Genomic DNA, 15,334 nt, shown 5'->3' with positions numbered 1-15,334 from the left:
CATCGCGCGCTCCTCAAGCCTGAACCAGCGGAGCCGGATTCTTCAGATACTGCTCACGGATCGCCTTCGCCGAGTGATACGCGAGCGCCGCCACGATGCCAGTCGGGTTGTAACCCATGTTCTGCGGGAACGCCGAAGCGCCCAGCACGAACACGTTGTGCACGTCCCAGCTTTGCAGATACTTGTTGACCACACTGGTCGCCGGCGACGAGCCCATCACCGCGCCGCCCGTCGTGTGCGTCGACTGATACACGCGCGTGTCGTAGTGCTGCCCCTTCTTGCGGATCGCGCGGTAATGCTTCTCGGGGTTCATCGCCTTCGCGACTTCTTCCATGCGCGTGCCGATGTAGTCGAGCATGTTGTACTCGTTGTCGTGCCAGTCGAATGTCATGCGCAGCAGCGGCAGGCCGTGCGCGTCGCGATACGTGGGATCGAGGTCGAGATAGGCGTCGCGATACGGCATCACCGAACCCGAAATGCCGATCGTCATGTAGCGCTGATACGCGTCGCTCACGCCCGCCTTCCAGCCGCTGCCCCACGTGGGCGTGCCCGGCACCGTCGCGGCCTGATTGATCGGCCGGCCGCCCGTGCGCACGTGGCGAATGCTCGCGCCGCCCACGAAGCCGAGCGGGCCATGATCGAACTGGTCGCCGTTGAAGTCGTCCATACCCACGCCGCCCGCGCCGGTCCCGATAAACGGATTGAGCTGCGTGCCCTTCGGCAGCAGCACGTTGATGCCGCCGTTCATCTGGTACGCGTAGTTGCGGCCCACGACGCCTTCGCCCGTCTTCGGGTCGTACGGCTTGCCGATACCCGAGAGCAGCAGCAGACGCACGTTGTGCATCTGGAACGCCGCGACGATCACGATGTCCGCAGGCTGCTCGACTTCGCGGCCTTGTGCGTCGATGTAGGTCACGCCCGTCGCGCGCTTGCCTTCGGAATCGAGCAGCACCTTCGTCACGTACGACTTGGTACGGAGTTCGAAGTTATTTTTCTTCAGCAGCACAGGCAGAATGGTGGTCTGCGGCGAGGCCTTCGAATACATGTAGCAGCCGAAGTCTTCGCAGAAGCCGCAGAAGTTGCACGGTCCGAGACGCACGCCATACGGGTTCGTGTACGGCGTGGACGCGTTCGCCGCCGGCGCCGGATACGGATGGAAACCGAGATCGCGCGCGGCCTTCTCGAACAACGTCGCGCCCAGACCGTTCTTCAGCGCGGGCGTCGGGAATTCGTTCTTGCGCGCGCCTTCGAGCGGATTGCCGCCCGGCTGGATCTTGCCGTTGAGATTACCCGCCGTGCCCGACGTGCCGAACACCTTCTCCGCGAAGTCGAAGAACGGCTCCATCTCGTCGTAAGTCACGCCGAAGTCCTGCACCTGCATGCCTTCGGGAATGAACTTCTTGCCGTAGCGCTCCTCGTAGCGCGTACGCAGTTCCAGTTCCTCAGGCAGCATGCGGTAGTGCATGCCGTTCCAGTGGAAGCCCGCGCCGCCCACGCCATTGCCGAGCAGAAACGAGTGATGCTGACGATACGGCACCGCGAGATCGTCCACGCCGTGACGGATCGTGACGGTTTCCTTCGACAGATCCTGGAACAGCTCGCCGCGCACGGCGTACTTGAGTTCGTCGACGACTTTCGGATACGCCGCATCGGTGGGCGTGTCGCGCATCGCGCCGCGTTCGAGCGCGACCACGTCGAGGCCCGCGTCCGTGAGTTCCTGCGCCATGATCGCGCCGGTCCAGCCGAAGCCGACGATCACGCAATCGACCTTGTTCTTCTTGATCGTCATGACTTACCCCCGACGGCCGTTGATCGAAACGGGACCGTACGGGTACTTGACGCCCGGCTGATCGATCCAGTCCATGAAGTCCGCGCGCGCGCCAGGAAAACCAACCATCTTCCAGCCGACCATGCCCTGATTGCCGCCGTAGATCGGATCGGCCAGAAAGCCTTCCTTGGTGTTGCCGAGCAGTGTCGCGAAGAAGGTCTTCGAGGGCACGCTGTCAAATGCGGGTTTACCGTGTTCCAGTTCGTGGAGCACGGCTTCCTGGGTCGCGACGTCGAGCTCTGCGAAGACCTTTCCGCCGTGCTGCTGCTTGCAATACGCGTTGCAGGCTTCGATGCCGTGACGATAGACCTCGCGCGGCGACAGGTTGATCTGATAGCCCATCTCGGGCACGGAGTCGGGATGAAACGGCCCTTGCATGTACCAAAGCTTGCCGTGACCGTAGGGCGTGTCCATCTGCTTGTCGATGTATTCGGGCACGCCGGCTTGCAACGCCCCCGCTCCGAGGCCGTCCGCGGGAATCAGCCGATCGACGGCAGCGCCGATAAAGCGCCATTCGTCCTCGGTGAAATATTGCGGGGCGTAAGGCGCCGCTGCGCCTTGTGACGAAACTGTGCCCGACGAGGGTGCGTCACCACAGGCCGACTCGGAGAGCGCCGTGGCCGTCGCGACGGAAGTGACCGGGACAACCGCCAGCATCTGCCGCAAGAAGCGGCGACGCGGTTCGTGATTATTTGACATCTGTGATTCCTGCTTATTGGAATGCCAGCATCGGACAAGCAAATGCGGCTGTGGGGACGTACCAGGCTGAGTTTTGCGCGCTCATCCCCAACACAATTTTTTCGGACTACTGATTACACGCGCGCGTAGCGCCGACCCAACAGATGTCGGCCGAGGAGACAAATACAACGAATCCGCGAGATGCCGGGTCGATTGACCGAACGACCGAAGGCATCTGCTCCATTGTTAATTGTTAACAATGGAGCAGATGGTAGCGCGACGCTAGGTCGCAGGTCAATTAAGCGTCCCAGATTTCGTGTACATTTTTGTTAATTGTTGACAATTCGCCGACTCAGGACCTAGACTCCCGACACGGGAAGGAGCGCCGCGTGCAAAAAATCGCCGGTATTAACAAAAAAGCATTGGGGCACCAGGCGGCCGACTGGATCCGCAACGCGATTGCGGCGGGTAGCATCGCGCCCGGAACACGACTGACGGAGATCGGCCTTGCCGAACAGATCGGGCTCTCGCGCTCGACCGTGCGCTCCGCGATGGAGCGCCTTTCCGGCGAAGGCCTGCTCGTGCAACATCCGTATTCCGGCTGGGAGGTCATGTCTCTGACCGTGAAGGATGCGGAGGATCTCTACGCCGTTCGCAGCACACTAGAGGCGTTGGCCGCACGTCTTGCGGCCGAAAACCTGGACGACGCGGGCCGCGAGGTACTCGAGAATTCACTGGCGGCACTCCTCGCCGCCGTGGAATCCGGCGACCGCGACGCCATCGCGCATGCGGATCTCGAAGTGCATACCGTCATTGTCGATTTGTCGGGCAATGCACGCCTCAGCAACCACTATGCGCAGGTAGTCGATCTCGCGCGCGTCTACATCCGCTGGACGAACACCATGCATGCCGGAAGCCTGGACCGCATGCTCAGAGATCACCGCGAACTGGTCGCGCTGATCGTCGCTCGCGATGCGGCTGCAGCAGAGAAACTCGCCTTCGAACACGTGTCTCGCAGCGGCAAGTCTCTCGTTGAGGCCATGAACGGTTCGCCCGAGTTTTCGATCAACTACGATTGATAAGCGACCTTCAAGGGATTCCAGCGGCCCGGAGTTCGTCGAATGTCTATCAGCCACATGTGCATCGGCCACGGGGCGCACTAATCACACTCTGCCAGCCGCCCTGCTTTCGATGCTGGCTCGGTTCATGGAAAGCGCATCGGGCGGCAGAGTCTTTGGCGCACAATGACACCCTCTACATTCAAGCCGCGATCTCATCGAGCTTGCGTCCACGTGTTTCGAGCGCGAATACACCGACCACCATCGCGCCGAGCAGCGAGACCAGCGCGAAGTAACCAAACACCGCTTCGACACGCAGATACGTTAGCAACGCGCCAATCACCAGCGGTCCGATCACCGACGCAATGCGCGTAATCGCCGATGCCGCGCCCGCGCCGGTCGCGCGAATGCGAGTGGGATAGACCTCGGGCGCATAAACGTAGATACCGCACTGCACGATCGCAATCATCGCGACGCTCACCGAGGCCAGCACAAGCACCTCGACAGCGCTCACGCGCGTGCCGCTCAGGGCCAGCCAGAACATGGGCAGCGCCGCGCCCAGGAAAGCGATCGCGAACGTCTTCCTGCGGCCGAGCCAGTCGATCGCGAAAGTGCCGATGAACGTCCCGAGCAGCGTCGCGATCATGCTCACCATGCCGTAGCGCAGCGCGACCTCCAGCGGCAAGTGATAAACGGTGCGATACAGCGACGGCAGCCACACCAGAATCCCGTAAGTCGTCAGGCTGCCGCAGCCCGCCATCAGCCAGACCACCAGCGTGCGTCGCGCCAAGCCGCGCGCGAACAGCGCCCGGAACGATTCCTTGCGCTCGGGCGTGCCGGTCACGGCGATGTCGAGCGTGCTTGCGTCCAGCCGCTGCGCGCCGGATGCGGTGCGCTCCATCGCGTCGACGATGACGCGCGCTTCGTCGGCGCGGCCGTTGATCGCGAGCCAGCGCGGCGACTCCGGCGCCACGCGCGGCAGGATCGCCGCCAGCACGATCGGCAAGCCGCCCACGAGAAACATCACCTGCCAGCCGTAGGCCGGAATCAGCCAGAGCGCCGCGACGGCTGCCACGAGATTGCCGAGCGCGAACGTGGATTGCAGCACGAAGATCACGCGTCCGCGAATGCGCGCGGGACACACTTCGTTCATGTAGGTCGCCGAAACCGGCGACTCGCCGCCCAGGCCGATGCCCTGCAGAAAGCGCAGCGCAATGAACACCGCATAGCCGGGCGCGAAGGCCGACGCCACGCTGCCGAGCGCCAGCAGCACGAGCAGCCAGCGCAGCACGCGCAGGCGTCCGAAACGCTCGGCGGCGGCGCTGAACAGCAGTGCGCCGATCGTCTGCCCCACATAGCCGCTCGACACCAGCAAGCCCGCTTCGGTGGGCGTGAGATGCCAGAGGCCCATCAGGACCGGCATCACGAACGCGATAGTCAGCGCGTCGAAGGCGTCGGTCATATGCACGAGGCCGATCATGCCGAGCACGCGCGTATGCCAGCGCGTGAACGGCAGACGTTCGATGCGCGCGGAGATCAGCGCGGCTTCATGCCGACCGGCGACGTGCGCGTCGTCGATCGTCTCGTACTCATTCGCAAGACGTGTCAGTTCCATCGTGTCCTCGAAGGAAACGTTTCTGGGTGAAAGGGACAGGAAACAACGGGGAAACAGCAGGAAAACAGCGGGACATCGCGCGCATCAGCGCGCGATGCGTGAAGGGTCAGACGTGATCAGGCGAGATCGAGCACCAGCGTGCCGCTTTGCGCCCCTGACACGCAGATCATCATCGCGTCGTTCGCGGCGCGTTCGGACTGCGTGAGCACGCTGTCGCGATGATCGACACAGCCGCCGAGCACGCGCGTCTGGCACGCGCCGCAAAGCCCTTCGCGACAGCTGTATTCGACGTCGACATCGGCGTCGAGCAACGCGTCGAGCAAGGGCTTGCCAGCCGGTACGAACAACGTCCGGCCGCTGCGCGCGAGTTCCACCGTGTAGCCGGTGCGCTGCGCGCTCTCGACCGGCGCGCTTGCCGCGAAGCGCTCGATGTGCACGTTGTCGATGCCCGCCTCGGCGCACGCCGACTGGAACGCATCGAGCATCGCGCCGGGACCGCAGCAATACGCGTGCACGTCGCTGGGCTGGCGCGCGAGGCAAGCGGCGAGATCGAACGGACGGCCGCCGTGTTCGTCGTCGAAATGCAGCTGCACGTCGCCGCCCAGCGCGGCCAGTTCGTCGAGAAACGCGGCTTGTGCACGGCTGCGCGCGCAATAGACGAACTGCACCGCGCGCCCGCGTTCACGCAACTTGCGGTACATGCACAGCATCGGGGTCACGCCGATGCCGCCCGCAACCAGCAGCGTCGATGACGCCGCTTCGTCGAGCGCGAAGTTGTTGCGCGGCGCGCCAATCGACAGCGTCGCGCCGCAGCGCAGTTCCTCGTGCAGCCAGCGCGAACCGCCGCGGCTCTTTTCGTCGTGCAGCACGCCGATCACATAGCGGCCTTGATCCTCGGGCGCGTTGACGAGCGAGTAGCTGCGCGTGAGGCCGTTGGGCAAATGCACGTCGAGATGCGCGCCGGGCGTGAAAGGCGGAAAAACCTCGCCTTCCACGGGCACCAGTTCGATGCTCGCAATGCGCTGCGCCTCGTGGCGCAGCGTGCGCACGCGCGCCTGCAAGCGCGCGTTCGTGCCCGTGCCCGCGCCGTGAGTGGAGTCGTTCATCATGTGACGAGGCTTCCGGAGAATCACAAAGGGAGCGGCGTCAGGCCGCTTCGCTGTTCGGAGCGGCGTCGGCGTCCGCGTCGGCAGCGGCGGCGTCTGCGTTGGCGCGCACGCCATGCACGGAGAAGAACCGCGCGCGCTCGACCTTCTGCCCGATCGCCGCTTCATACGCCTCGCGCACGGCCTCCGGCTGACCATACTGGCCGATGAAGTCGCGCAGATACGCACCCAGCAGCGGATGCGCGGCCAGCGCCTCGCGCGTCAAGCCGTTCATCATTTCGTCACGGCACGCCGACGGCAAAAATACGTTGTGGTTCGCCTGCGGATCGGTGATGAGCCCCTTCGGCGTCTTGCCCTCGGCCACCGCTTCGAGTTCCTCGAAAAAGCGCCGACGCAGCATCACGATGCCGCGATCGCTCGCGCCGAGCGTTTCCTTCGTGCGGTCGGTGATCGCGCCCTGCCCGACCCACGCAGCGAAATCCTGATTCGCAACATGCGTGGTGATCCACTCGCCCTGCTCGTCGTACAGCGGCCCGTACCACGCGGGAATATGTTCCTGCACGTAGGGCTCGCGCTCCTTCGGCACCTTGTTGAGCACCCAGAGAATGCTGAGCGTGTTCGTGTCGTCGATAGGCACGCGCCATTCGAAGTGATGCCCGAGATAGAAAGCATTCGGCCAGAGCGTCACGCGGCCCGTGGTCCACATCGGGTTCGCTTCGTTTTCATGCGCACGCAGCCGCTTGTAGACGAAGCCGTGCTCGAACTCCTCGTACAGCGTGCGCAGATGCGTCGGCACGTGTTCGGCGTGGCTGTCCTGCTGGCGCGAGGTCCAGTTGTTGTGAGTCCACTCGAAATGGATCGGGTCGATGGAGTTTTCCTGGCACTGGAACCAGTTGCACGGAATCTCGGCCATCACGACCTGGGCGAAACCGTTCGCGTAGTTGAACGGCTCCCAGTCGGGCAATTCCGGTGCGGGCGCGGCGCCCATGTACGCCCAGATCATGCCCGCCTTCGCGCGCACTTCGTAGGCCGTGATCTTCGTTTTCTGGCGCAGGCGCGCGTCGACGTCGACGATTTCCTCGAACGGCTGATGCGTGCATTGCCCGCTCGCATCGAATTCCCAGCCGTGATACGCGCAGCGCAAGCCGCACTGCTCGACGAAGCCGAATGCGAGATCGGCATTGCGATGCGGGCAGCGGCGCTGCACCAGCCCGAACGTGCCGCTCAGATCCTTGAACAGCACGAGGTCTTCGCCGAAGAGACGAATGGGGCGAACCGCCTTGTCGTCGAATTCCGCCACGCCGGCGATCGGATGCCAGTAGCGGCGCAGGTAGTCGCCCATCGGCGTGCCCGGTCCCACCTCGGTCAGCAAGCGGTTTTTTTCAGCGCTCAACATGTCTTGTGTCCTCACTCGTTGGAAACGCGGCGTCATGCGAAAGCAGTGCATGGCCGTCGATGAATGCATTTTTCGCGACGCCCTCCACGCCCACAACTGCCTCAAAATCCAAAAAAGTCGCCGATCGTCTCAACCGTCATCGCGAGGCCCGGGTCGCGCCGAGTCCTGTCGGCGGATGCATTTTTTGCTTGATGTCAAAAAACTCTCGCCGCAGAATATCGGTTCATTTATGTTCTATATGTTCATTTTTGAACACATCAACGAGCCCGACGGACGAGACAGACATGCTGAAAATTGGAGTGGTGGGTGGCGGAATTGGCGGACTGGCGGCGGCGATCGCCCTGCACCGCGCGGGACATCGCGTGACGGTGTTCGAGCAGGCGGAGCGCTTTGGGCGCGTGGGCGCCGACATCAATCTCACGCCGAACGCGGTGCGCGCGCTCGACGGGCTCGGCGTGGGCGAGCAGTTGCGCGAGACCGCCGCGCGGCCCAATGCCCGCATCAGCCGCACGTGGGACACCGGCGAGGAAACCTCGCGGCTCGCCATGTCGGACGAAGCCGAGCGCCAGTACGGCGCGCCGCAATTGACGATGCACCGCGCCGACGTGATGAGCGCGCTCGAAGCCGCGCTCGCGCCCGGCGTGCTGCACCTTGGCCAGCGCACGGTCTCGTTCGCGCAGGACGCCGACGCGGCCACGATCACGCTCGCGGACGGCACGTCGCACGCATTCGACCTCGTGATCGGCGCGGACGGCATCCACTCGGGCGTGCGCCGCCATCTGTTCGGTGCGGAGCATCCGCAGTTCACGGGCATCGTCTCGTATCGCGCGGTCGTGCCCGCCGAGCGCCTGAGCGGCATCGACACCGGTGCGTTCGTGAAATGGTGGGGACCGAGCGACGACTTGCAGATCGTCACGTTCCCGCTCAACCGGGGCCGCGACGTATTCATTTTCGCGACCACGTCGCAAAGCGACTGGACCAACGAGTCGTGGACGCTGCCCGGCGACCCCGACGCGCTGCGCCGCGCCTATGCCGCGTTTCACCCCGAAGCGCGCGCGCTGCTCGACGCCTGCGACACGGTTCTCGCCTCGGCGTTGTATATTCGCGATCCGTTGCCGCAGTGGAGCGGTGCGCGCATGACGCTGCTCGGCGACGCCTGCCACCCGATGATGCCGTTCATGGCGCAAGGCGCGGGCATGGCGATCGAGGATGCCGTGGTGCTCTCGCGCGCGTTGACCGACGTGGCGCCCGCCGGACTCGACGACGCGCTCGCGCGCTACGCGCGTGCGCGGCAGGAACGCACGGCGCGCGTGCAGATCGGCTCGCGCGGCAACAACTGGCTCAAGACCGGCGGCAACGCCGACTGGGTCTATGGTTACGACGCGTGGACGGTGCCGCTGCATTGAGCCAATAGCCGCCACGCCTTTCAACAGGATCAGATGAATACGGATACGTCTTCACCCCCGTCCGCCGATGCGGCCAGTTCACCCGTCGAGCGGGCGTTTCGCCTGCTGCGCTACATCGCGGAAGGCGGCTCGACCGCCAACCTCAGCGACGTCGCGCGGCAGATCGGCGTGAACCGGGTGACCGTGATGCGGCTCATCGAGTCGCTCAAGGCCGCGGAACTGATCCAGGAGCATCCGGCGGGCGGCTCGCATCGGCTCGGAATGCCGTTCCTGACGCTCGCCGCGAGCGCGCTCGGCGCCTCGGATCTCACGGCGCGCGCGCGGCAGATCCTGCCGGTGCTCGTCGAACAGACCGGGCTTTCGGCGTTTCTCGCGGTGCTCGAAGGCGCGGAGATCGTCTATCTGCTTTGCGAAACGCCCGATACGCCGCTCGTGACCCGCATTCGCGCGGGCAGCCGCATTCCCGCGCATCACGCGACGCCGGGGCTCGCCATGCTCGCGTGTCTGCCCAAGGGCGCGGTGCAAGCGCGCTATGAACAACATCCGTCCAACGAGCGCCCTGCTGACTGGGCGACGCTGGACGCCACGCTCGACGTCATCCGCACGAACGGCTGCGCCTGGAGCTTTTCCGGGCTCGAAGCAGGCGTCGACTCCTGCGCGGCAGCCGTGTGCGACAGCCGCGGCGGAGTGCTTGCCGCACTCAGCATCGCGGGACCCAATACCGCATTCTCCGTCGATGAAAGCCTGCGCATGCGCGTGGAAACCAGCGTGAAGAATGCTGCACTCACGCTTTCTCGTTCCTGCCTTTAACTCGCACGGCCGCCCTTTCTTCATGATTGCAGACCCGCCCGCACGGGATGCCGATAGAACGCGCTCATGAGGCGCAAACGCAACCTGCTAAACTAGCTGATTGCCGGCCTTTATGTCTTTTTGTGCATGTCTATCGTCAAGAGCAGTTCGAAGGGTGGCCTCGTCTACTCCACAGATGGCGGACGGATGTGTCCCGAGTGCCGGCGCACGGTCGCGCAATGTGTATGCAAGACGATTGCCCAGACACAAGCACCGGGGGACAGCGTCGCGCGGGTACTTCGCGAGACCAAAGGCCGAGGCGGAAAGTGCGTGACGGTCGTGAGAGGATTGGCGCTCGACCCCGTTGCCCTCGCGTCGCTCGGCAAACAATTGCGCACCGCCTGCGGTTCGGGCGGAACGGTCAAGGATGGCGTGATCGAGGTGCAGGGCGACCACTGTGACCGTATTATCGAAGCGCTCAAAAAGTCCGGTCATCGGGTGAAGCGCGCCGGGGGCTAATTCCTTCGGTTGACGCAGGCGAAAATCACAATCGACCACGCTCAAGCGGTAACACGCCAACATCGTCTATCCGCGAACGTCATCGCGCAATCGAGCGCTGCCCGTCACTGTCATCCGATTCACCATGGATCGATCGCACCACGCTTTCGGCGCATGGATGACGACACACGCCGCGCCATGCGCTTCGACGTCGCCGCGAACTAGCGAACCCGCGAATAGCCCCAGACAAGATCACTCGCCCGCTCAACAACGCGTGCCTTCGGTTGTCGGGGTCCGGGTATTCGCGAGACATCAATCATGCTGGAGAGAGGCAAATGAAGAAAGGAAAGGCGAAACTCACACGTCTTGATGCTGAACGACTCTTCGAGGGACTTCCCGCGTCGAACGCACGCGTGTCAAGTCGGCCCGAGAACCCATTCGACACAGGGATGTTCACCGAGAGCAAACGCATCGACGACGAAGCCAAGCTCTGGAAAGACAACCTCATCACGCTCCCGCTAGCCATCACATTGCCTGCTGGATACGCGTCGGTATCCGCCTTGCGCGAGGCGATGGTGCGCGCATGGCGCGTGAGGTGGGTGCGGGAAGAGGGAAAGCTCGTTGTCGCCGAATTTCCCGAGGGATGGACAGCCGTTCGTCCGCAGAGTGGCCCGATAGAGTTGCGCGACGCCACGGGTGTGGTCCGCGCCCTTTTTGGATGGGCCGAGGACGCCGAAGTCCGGATTCTGCCGAGGTATCTGGTTGAGTCGCAGACGAACAGTTCAAGTGGACTGGGCAGCCTCGTTGTCCGAGATAGAGGAAACGGCCAGATCCTCGAGAGATCGTCAATCTGGTCCGCGAAAACGGGTACCCATCATCCGGATTGGGGCAAGCTGTCACTGTGGCTCAGTTCACGTTACCCACAACATGGCGATCCGCTGCGCTATTGGAGCGATTGCGAGGAAAACATCAAAAATTAGGCGACTTCTGCGAGCCTGGTTCCTCGTGCGCACACTACCGTAATTGGCGTTACGGGTTGGCCAGCGCGGCGGCGCTTCATTCAGTTTCCGCGTTCGGCACCAGGGTCGGATTCGCTCGTCTTGTTCGCTATGCGCCTTTCAGCCAGGGCATTTCCACAGGCGACACCACCAGTTGCCGGGACTCACGCTGCAGTTCAAAGATGAACCCGACCAGGATCATGGAGTCGGCATAGGGAATCGGAAATACGTGAGGATTTTCTGCGGCACGTAGCGGGCGCGTGGGCGTGTCCGCCGTCGTTGCGGCGTTTTCGCGGACGCTTTCCAGTTCGTCGGCCATCGACTGCCCACTGACTTTCATAACGCGGCTACGCAGGTCGCTGAAGGGTTCAATGCGCGCCCCATCTTCATTGTATTCGGGCACTTCATAGATAAACCAGGACACTTTTTTCTCCCTGAAAAAGGCCGTTATTCTAACAGCGGGAGTCAGTGGTCGCCCCAAGCGACCCAATGCTGCTGACTCGATTATTCGCGGCAAGTGATGCAATGCAACGGGTTAGATCGGGGAACGGCATCGCGAGACAGTTACTCCGTAGCATAGGCGCTCGCATTGGCGCGGACCTGCCATCTGTAATGAATCGGGTTGTGCCTTCCCGGCATGAGCATCGCGCCCTAGACGATGATCGCGCCCGGTCGGGCGGTATGGCGAGGCGGCAGCACCTTACCGACGACCGGGTCCCAGCCAAAGCCGGTCACCGCTGCGAACACCACTGCATGTCCGAGCAGGGTCGACATGCGCCCCAGCCTCCTTACTCCGACACGCTAGATACCGCCAATTTTTAATTCGCATTCCCAATCTTTTAAATTGAGTCATCCACGTAACGCCCTACCCCACAATTGACGAATCGCTACCATGCAGGTACACTGCGCGCCGCGGGGTGGAGCAGTCTGGCAGCTCGTCGGGCTCATAACCCGAAGGTCACAGGTTCAAATCCTGTCCCCGCAACCAGAAACCCATAGAGATTTCCGCCATTCAAGAAGTTGGGGGCTGTTCTGTGATGAAACAGGTATTCGCGCAGCTTGCGTTCGCCACAGCCGCGATCGGCCTGACCAGCGCCACCCACGCAGCGGACGTCAACGTTGGCATTAACGTGGGTGCTCCTGTGATGGTCGCACCGCCGCCGCCCGCCGCCGTTGTCATTACGCCGGGCTGGCATGGCGACCGCTATTGGGATGGCCACCGTTACTGGGAACACGACGACTGGGAGAGGCATCATCATCACGACAAGGGTTGGCATTGCCCGCCCGGACACGCCAAAAAAGGCGAGTGCTGATCCACCTCCCGCATGAACAAACCCGGCATCCTGGCCGGGTTTCGCATTTCTGGCTGCCGCGATTCGCAGCCTTGTCGGCGACGCCCGTCGGCACAACATCCGCGCCGGGAAGAAAGCACACGATAGCGTCGATAGCGCAGCGTGCCAGTCTGAAAGCGCCCAAACAATCTCCCCAAATCCCGATCGCGTCACGCCCAGTTCGCTACGACCGACGCCCCCTCCTTCTCTTCCTGTCACGCGTCCGCTCCACAAAGTCGAAACAAGTGTAATCAACTGTTATCCGCAGGCACGCGGGCCTGATTTGCGGCCAGAAATACATCTCCCCTTTGGTACGATCCGGGCTTTTCGTCCAAAGCGCAGCCGCCGTGAAACACCCGTATGTGTCGCTATTTCGTGAATTCTGCACACGCTGGGTGAGCCGTGCCCGCTCGCTCGCCGCGGCGATCGGCGCGAAGCAATACCGTCTAATCCGTGTGGCGCTGCATGGCGTTCGCCACCCGACGCGTCGCGGCCTCGCATTGGCACTCGCCGCGCCGCCACTGTTTTGCGCAGCCTACGCACTGGCGCTTGTTCCGTTCACACCGCATCTCGGTGACATCCGCAAAGCCCGCGTCGATCGTCCCGCGCTGATCATTTCCGACGATGGCAAGGTGCTCACCGAGTTCAAGCCGGTTAACCGCGAGTGGGTCGCGCTTAACCAGATTTCCCCTCATGTGGTCGACGCCCTCGTCGCGACAGAAGATCACCGTTTCTACCAGCACCACGGCATCGATCTCCAGCGCGTTGCAGCAGCGGCGTTGCATACGTTCACCGGCAGTCGCCAGGGTGGCTCGACGATCACGCAGCAGCTCGCGCGCAATCTGTATCCGGAAGAGATCGGCCGGGCACCAACATTGACGCGCAAGCTCAAGGAAGCGATTACGGCGCTCAAGATCGAATCCGTGTACAGCAAGGACGAGATCCTGACGACGTACCTGAACACGGTGCCGTTTCTCTACAATGCGTACGGCGTGGAAATGGCTGCGCGTACGTACTTCGGCAAAACCGCAGCCGAACTCAACATCCTCGAAAGTGCAACGCTTGTCGGGATGCTGAAGGCGAATAGCGCGTACAACCCGGTGATCAATCCAGATCGCGCACTCGAACGTCGCAACACCGTACTCGCGCAGATGGTGAAGTTCGGCAAACTTGACCCGAACGCATACGCCCGGCTCCAGCGCCAACCGTTGCGCGTTAATTTTGAGCCGCAAGCGGAGGCTGTGGGTGCTGCGCCGCACTTCACGGCACAGTTGCGCCGATGGCTGACCGCATGGGCAGATCACAACGGCTACAGCATTTATTCCGACGGTCTCGTTGTTCATACAACGATCGATTCACGGCTTCAGGCAATGGCGGCGCAGGCGGTTGCCTGGCAAATGAGCCAGTTGCAGTGGATTGCCAATAACGCGTGGAACGAACGTACAGGCTGCTGGCCGGGCAATGCCTTGTTTCAGTCGTTCATCCGGCAGACTGCCGAGTATCGGGCTGCACGTGACGCCGGCCTGTCTGACGATGCTGCCATCAAGAAGCTGGCGAGGGACGCGTCGTTTGTCGAGGGACTTTGCCATAGCAAGACACAGATTCAGGCCGGGTTCGTCGCCATGGATCCCCGTAACGGGGATATCAAGGCCTGGGTCGGCAGCCGCGACTTTCAGGACGAACCGTTCGATCACGTGCAGCAGGCGCGACGACAGCCCGGCTCCACGTTCAAGGCCTTTGTCTATGGCGCCGCCTTTGCAGATGGCGCGCAGCCGGGCGACACAATTGTCGATCGCAATGTCGCGATCGCCTTGAAGGGCAACGCGGTATGGAAGCCGACTGATCCGGAGCCCGCCACCGGCCGGCCGATGACACTGCGTAACGCCCTCGCATTTTCGCGTAACCGCGTCACGGCCCAACTCATGCAACGGGAAGGGCCCGGGAAAGTGGCCGCACTCGCTCGCGCCATGGGCGTGCGCGAAAGCCCCCTTGATGCGGTGCCGTCGCTCGCCCTCGGCACCAGTCCGGTCACGCTCAGGGAGATGGTCTCGGCGTATTGCACTATCGCGAACCGCGGGGCCTATGTTGAGCCTCGCATGGTGACTCGAATCGAAGACCGCAACGGCAAGGTGCTCGCAGCGTTTCCTGCGACGGCCCAGGAGCAGGCACTGCCGACAGCGGCCGCGCTCAAACTGGTCGATGTGATGCGCGACGTTGTCGATCGTGGTACCGGCGAGGATATCCGCACGCGTTTCGGAATTCACGCCGATGTGGCGGGCAAAACAGGCACGTCGCAGGACAATACGGATAGCTGGTTCATCCTGATGCATCCCCAGCTTGTCGCGGGCGCGTGGGTAGGATTCGACGATGCGCGTGTGACGCTGCGCAACGACTACTGGGGAGAAGGCGCCCACAGTGCCCTGCCGGTGGTTGGAGCGTTCTATGACATGGCGCTGCGTGCGCGGGTCATTGATGCACACGCACAGCTCCCGTCCGGCGGCAGCACGCCGCGAACAGGTCGTGCGCACAAGCGTCATCACTTTCTTTTCTGGAACTTTTGACAGAGCGGATGCTGCGACGAAAACGCAGGATCCTCCGGGCTGGCCAGATGCCCTTTGCCATCGCTCACGA

General features: G+C 62.9%; 14 protein-coding genes and 1 tRNA gene. 8 read left to right on the top strand and 7 right to left on the bottom strand.

Going from position 1 to position 15,334, the window contains the following annotated elements:
* Positions 1-13 precede the first annotated feature (13 nt).
* Together LDO54_RS03010 and LDO54_RS03005 are read right to left on the bottom strand one after the other, a co-directional pair.
* A complete protein-coding gene (locus LDO54_RS03010; RefSeq protein WP_224006049.1) occupies positions 14-1,789 on the bottom strand; it encodes a GMC family oxidoreductase in 1,776 nt (591 codons plus the stop codon).
* Positions 1,790-1,792: 3 nt separating this feature from the next.
* Entirely contained in the window at positions 1,793-2,527 is a 735-nt protein-coding gene (locus LDO54_RS03005; protein WP_224006046.1) for a gluconate 2-dehydrogenase subunit 3 family protein, read from the bottom strand.
* Between the two features lie 368 nt (positions 2,528-2,895).
* Here LDO54_RS03005 and LDO54_RS03000 point away from each other — a divergent pair, with 368 nt between their 5' ends.
* Positions 2,896-3,585, top strand: a complete 690-nt coding sequence (locus LDO54_RS03000) for a GntR family transcriptional regulator (RefSeq protein ID WP_224006043.1) — start codon at positions 2,896-2,898, stop codon at positions 3,583-3,585.
* A gap of 181 nt (positions 3,586-3,766) precedes the next feature.
* Here LDO54_RS03000 and LDO54_RS02995 read toward each other — a convergent pair whose 3' ends face one another.
* The 3 genes from LDO54_RS02995 to LDO54_RS02985 all read right to left on the bottom strand — a co-directional run bounded on the left by LDO54_RS02995 (position 3,767) and on the right by LDO54_RS02985 (position 7,681).
* Positions 3,767-5,179, bottom strand: a complete 1,413-nt coding sequence (locus tag LDO54_RS02995) for an MFS transporter (RefSeq protein ID WP_224006040.1) — start codon at positions 5,177-5,179, stop codon at positions 3,767-3,769.
* Between the two features lie 116 nt (positions 5,180-5,295).
* A complete protein-coding gene (locus tag LDO54_RS02990; protein WP_224006037.1) occupies positions 5,296-6,288 on the bottom strand; it encodes a PDR/VanB family oxidoreductase in 993 nt (330 codons plus the stop codon).
* A 37-nt stretch (positions 6,289-6,325) separates the two neighbouring features.
* Complete coding sequence (locus LDO54_RS02985; protein WP_224006034.1) at positions 6,326-7,681, bottom strand: aromatic ring-hydroxylating dioxygenase subunit alpha; 1,356 nt, start codon at positions 7,679-7,681, stop codon at positions 6,326-6,328.
* A 284-nt stretch (positions 7,682-7,965) separates the two neighbouring features.
* On the opposite strand from LDO54_RS02985, the gene LDO54_RS02980 reads away from it, so the two are divergent.
* The 4 genes from LDO54_RS02980 to LDO54_RS02965 all read left to right on the top strand — a co-directional run bounded on the left by LDO54_RS02980 (position 7,966) and on the right by LDO54_RS02965 (position 11,354).
* Positions 7,966-9,087, top strand: coding sequence for an FAD-dependent monooxygenase (locus tag LDO54_RS02980; RefSeq protein WP_224006031.1), 1,122 nt, complete (start codon positions 7,966-7,968; stop codon positions 9,085-9,087).
* A gap of 33 nt (positions 9,088-9,120) precedes the next feature.
* Positions 9,121-9,897 carry an IclR family transcriptional regulator gene (locus LDO54_RS02975; protein WP_224006028.1) on the top strand — a complete coding sequence of 259 codons (777 nt, stop codon included), beginning with the start codon at positions 9,121-9,123 and terminating at the stop codon, positions 9,895-9,897.
* 126 nt (positions 9,898-10,023) lie between these two features.
* Positions 10,024-10,395 (top strand): translation initiation factor Sui1, encoded by a 372-nt coding sequence (locus tag LDO54_RS02970; protein ID WP_224006025.1) that lies wholly within the window; start codon positions 10,024-10,026, stop codon positions 10,393-10,395.
* Between the two features lie 314 nt (positions 10,396-10,709).
* Positions 10,710-11,354, top strand: a complete 645-nt coding sequence (locus tag LDO54_RS02965; protein WP_224006022.1) for a hypothetical protein — start codon at positions 10,710-10,712, stop codon at positions 11,352-11,354.
* A gap of 127 nt (positions 11,355-11,481) precedes the next feature.
* On the opposite strand, the gene LDO54_RS02960 is transcribed toward LDO54_RS02965, so the two are convergent.
* On the bottom strand, positions 11,482-11,796 hold the full coding sequence (locus tag LDO54_RS02960) for a helicase (protein ID WP_224006019.1): 315 nt from the start codon (positions 11,794-11,796) through the stop codon (positions 11,482-11,484).
* Positions 11,797-12,023: 227 nt separating this feature from the next.
* On the bottom strand, positions 12,024-12,146 hold the full coding sequence (locus LDO54_RS38865; RefSeq protein WP_290371057.1) for a hypothetical protein: 123 nt from the start codon (positions 12,144-12,146) through the stop codon (positions 12,024-12,026).
* Positions 12,147-12,283: 137 nt separating this feature from the next.
* Here LDO54_RS38865 and LDO54_RS02955 point away from each other — a divergent pair.
* The 3 genes from LDO54_RS02955 (at position 12,284) to LDO54_RS02945 (ending at position 15,264) form a co-directional block, all read left to right on the top strand.
* Positions 12,284-12,360 (top strand) — tRNA-Met (locus LDO54_RS02955).
* Between the two features lie 49 nt (positions 12,361-12,409).
* A complete protein-coding gene (locus LDO54_RS02950; protein WP_224006017.1) occupies positions 12,410-12,685 on the top strand; it encodes a hypothetical protein in 276 nt (91 codons plus the stop codon).
* A gap of 365 nt (positions 12,686-13,050) precedes the next feature.
* Positions 13,051-15,264, top strand: a complete 2,214-nt coding sequence (locus LDO54_RS02945; protein WP_224006014.1) for a penicillin-binding protein 1A — start codon at positions 13,051-13,053, stop codon at positions 15,262-15,264.
* Positions 15,265-15,334: the final 70 nt, after the last annotated feature.

Origin of the sequence: Paraburkholderia tropica (genome assembly GCF_914484835.1) — a bacterium.
GTDB classification, from domain to species: Bacteria; Pseudomonadota; Gammaproteobacteria; order Burkholderiales; family Burkholderiaceae; genus Paraburkholderia; species Paraburkholderia tropica_A.
The sequence above is the reverse complement of the archived record's forward strand: the minus strand, read 5'-3'. Positions and strand labels throughout refer to the sequence as shown.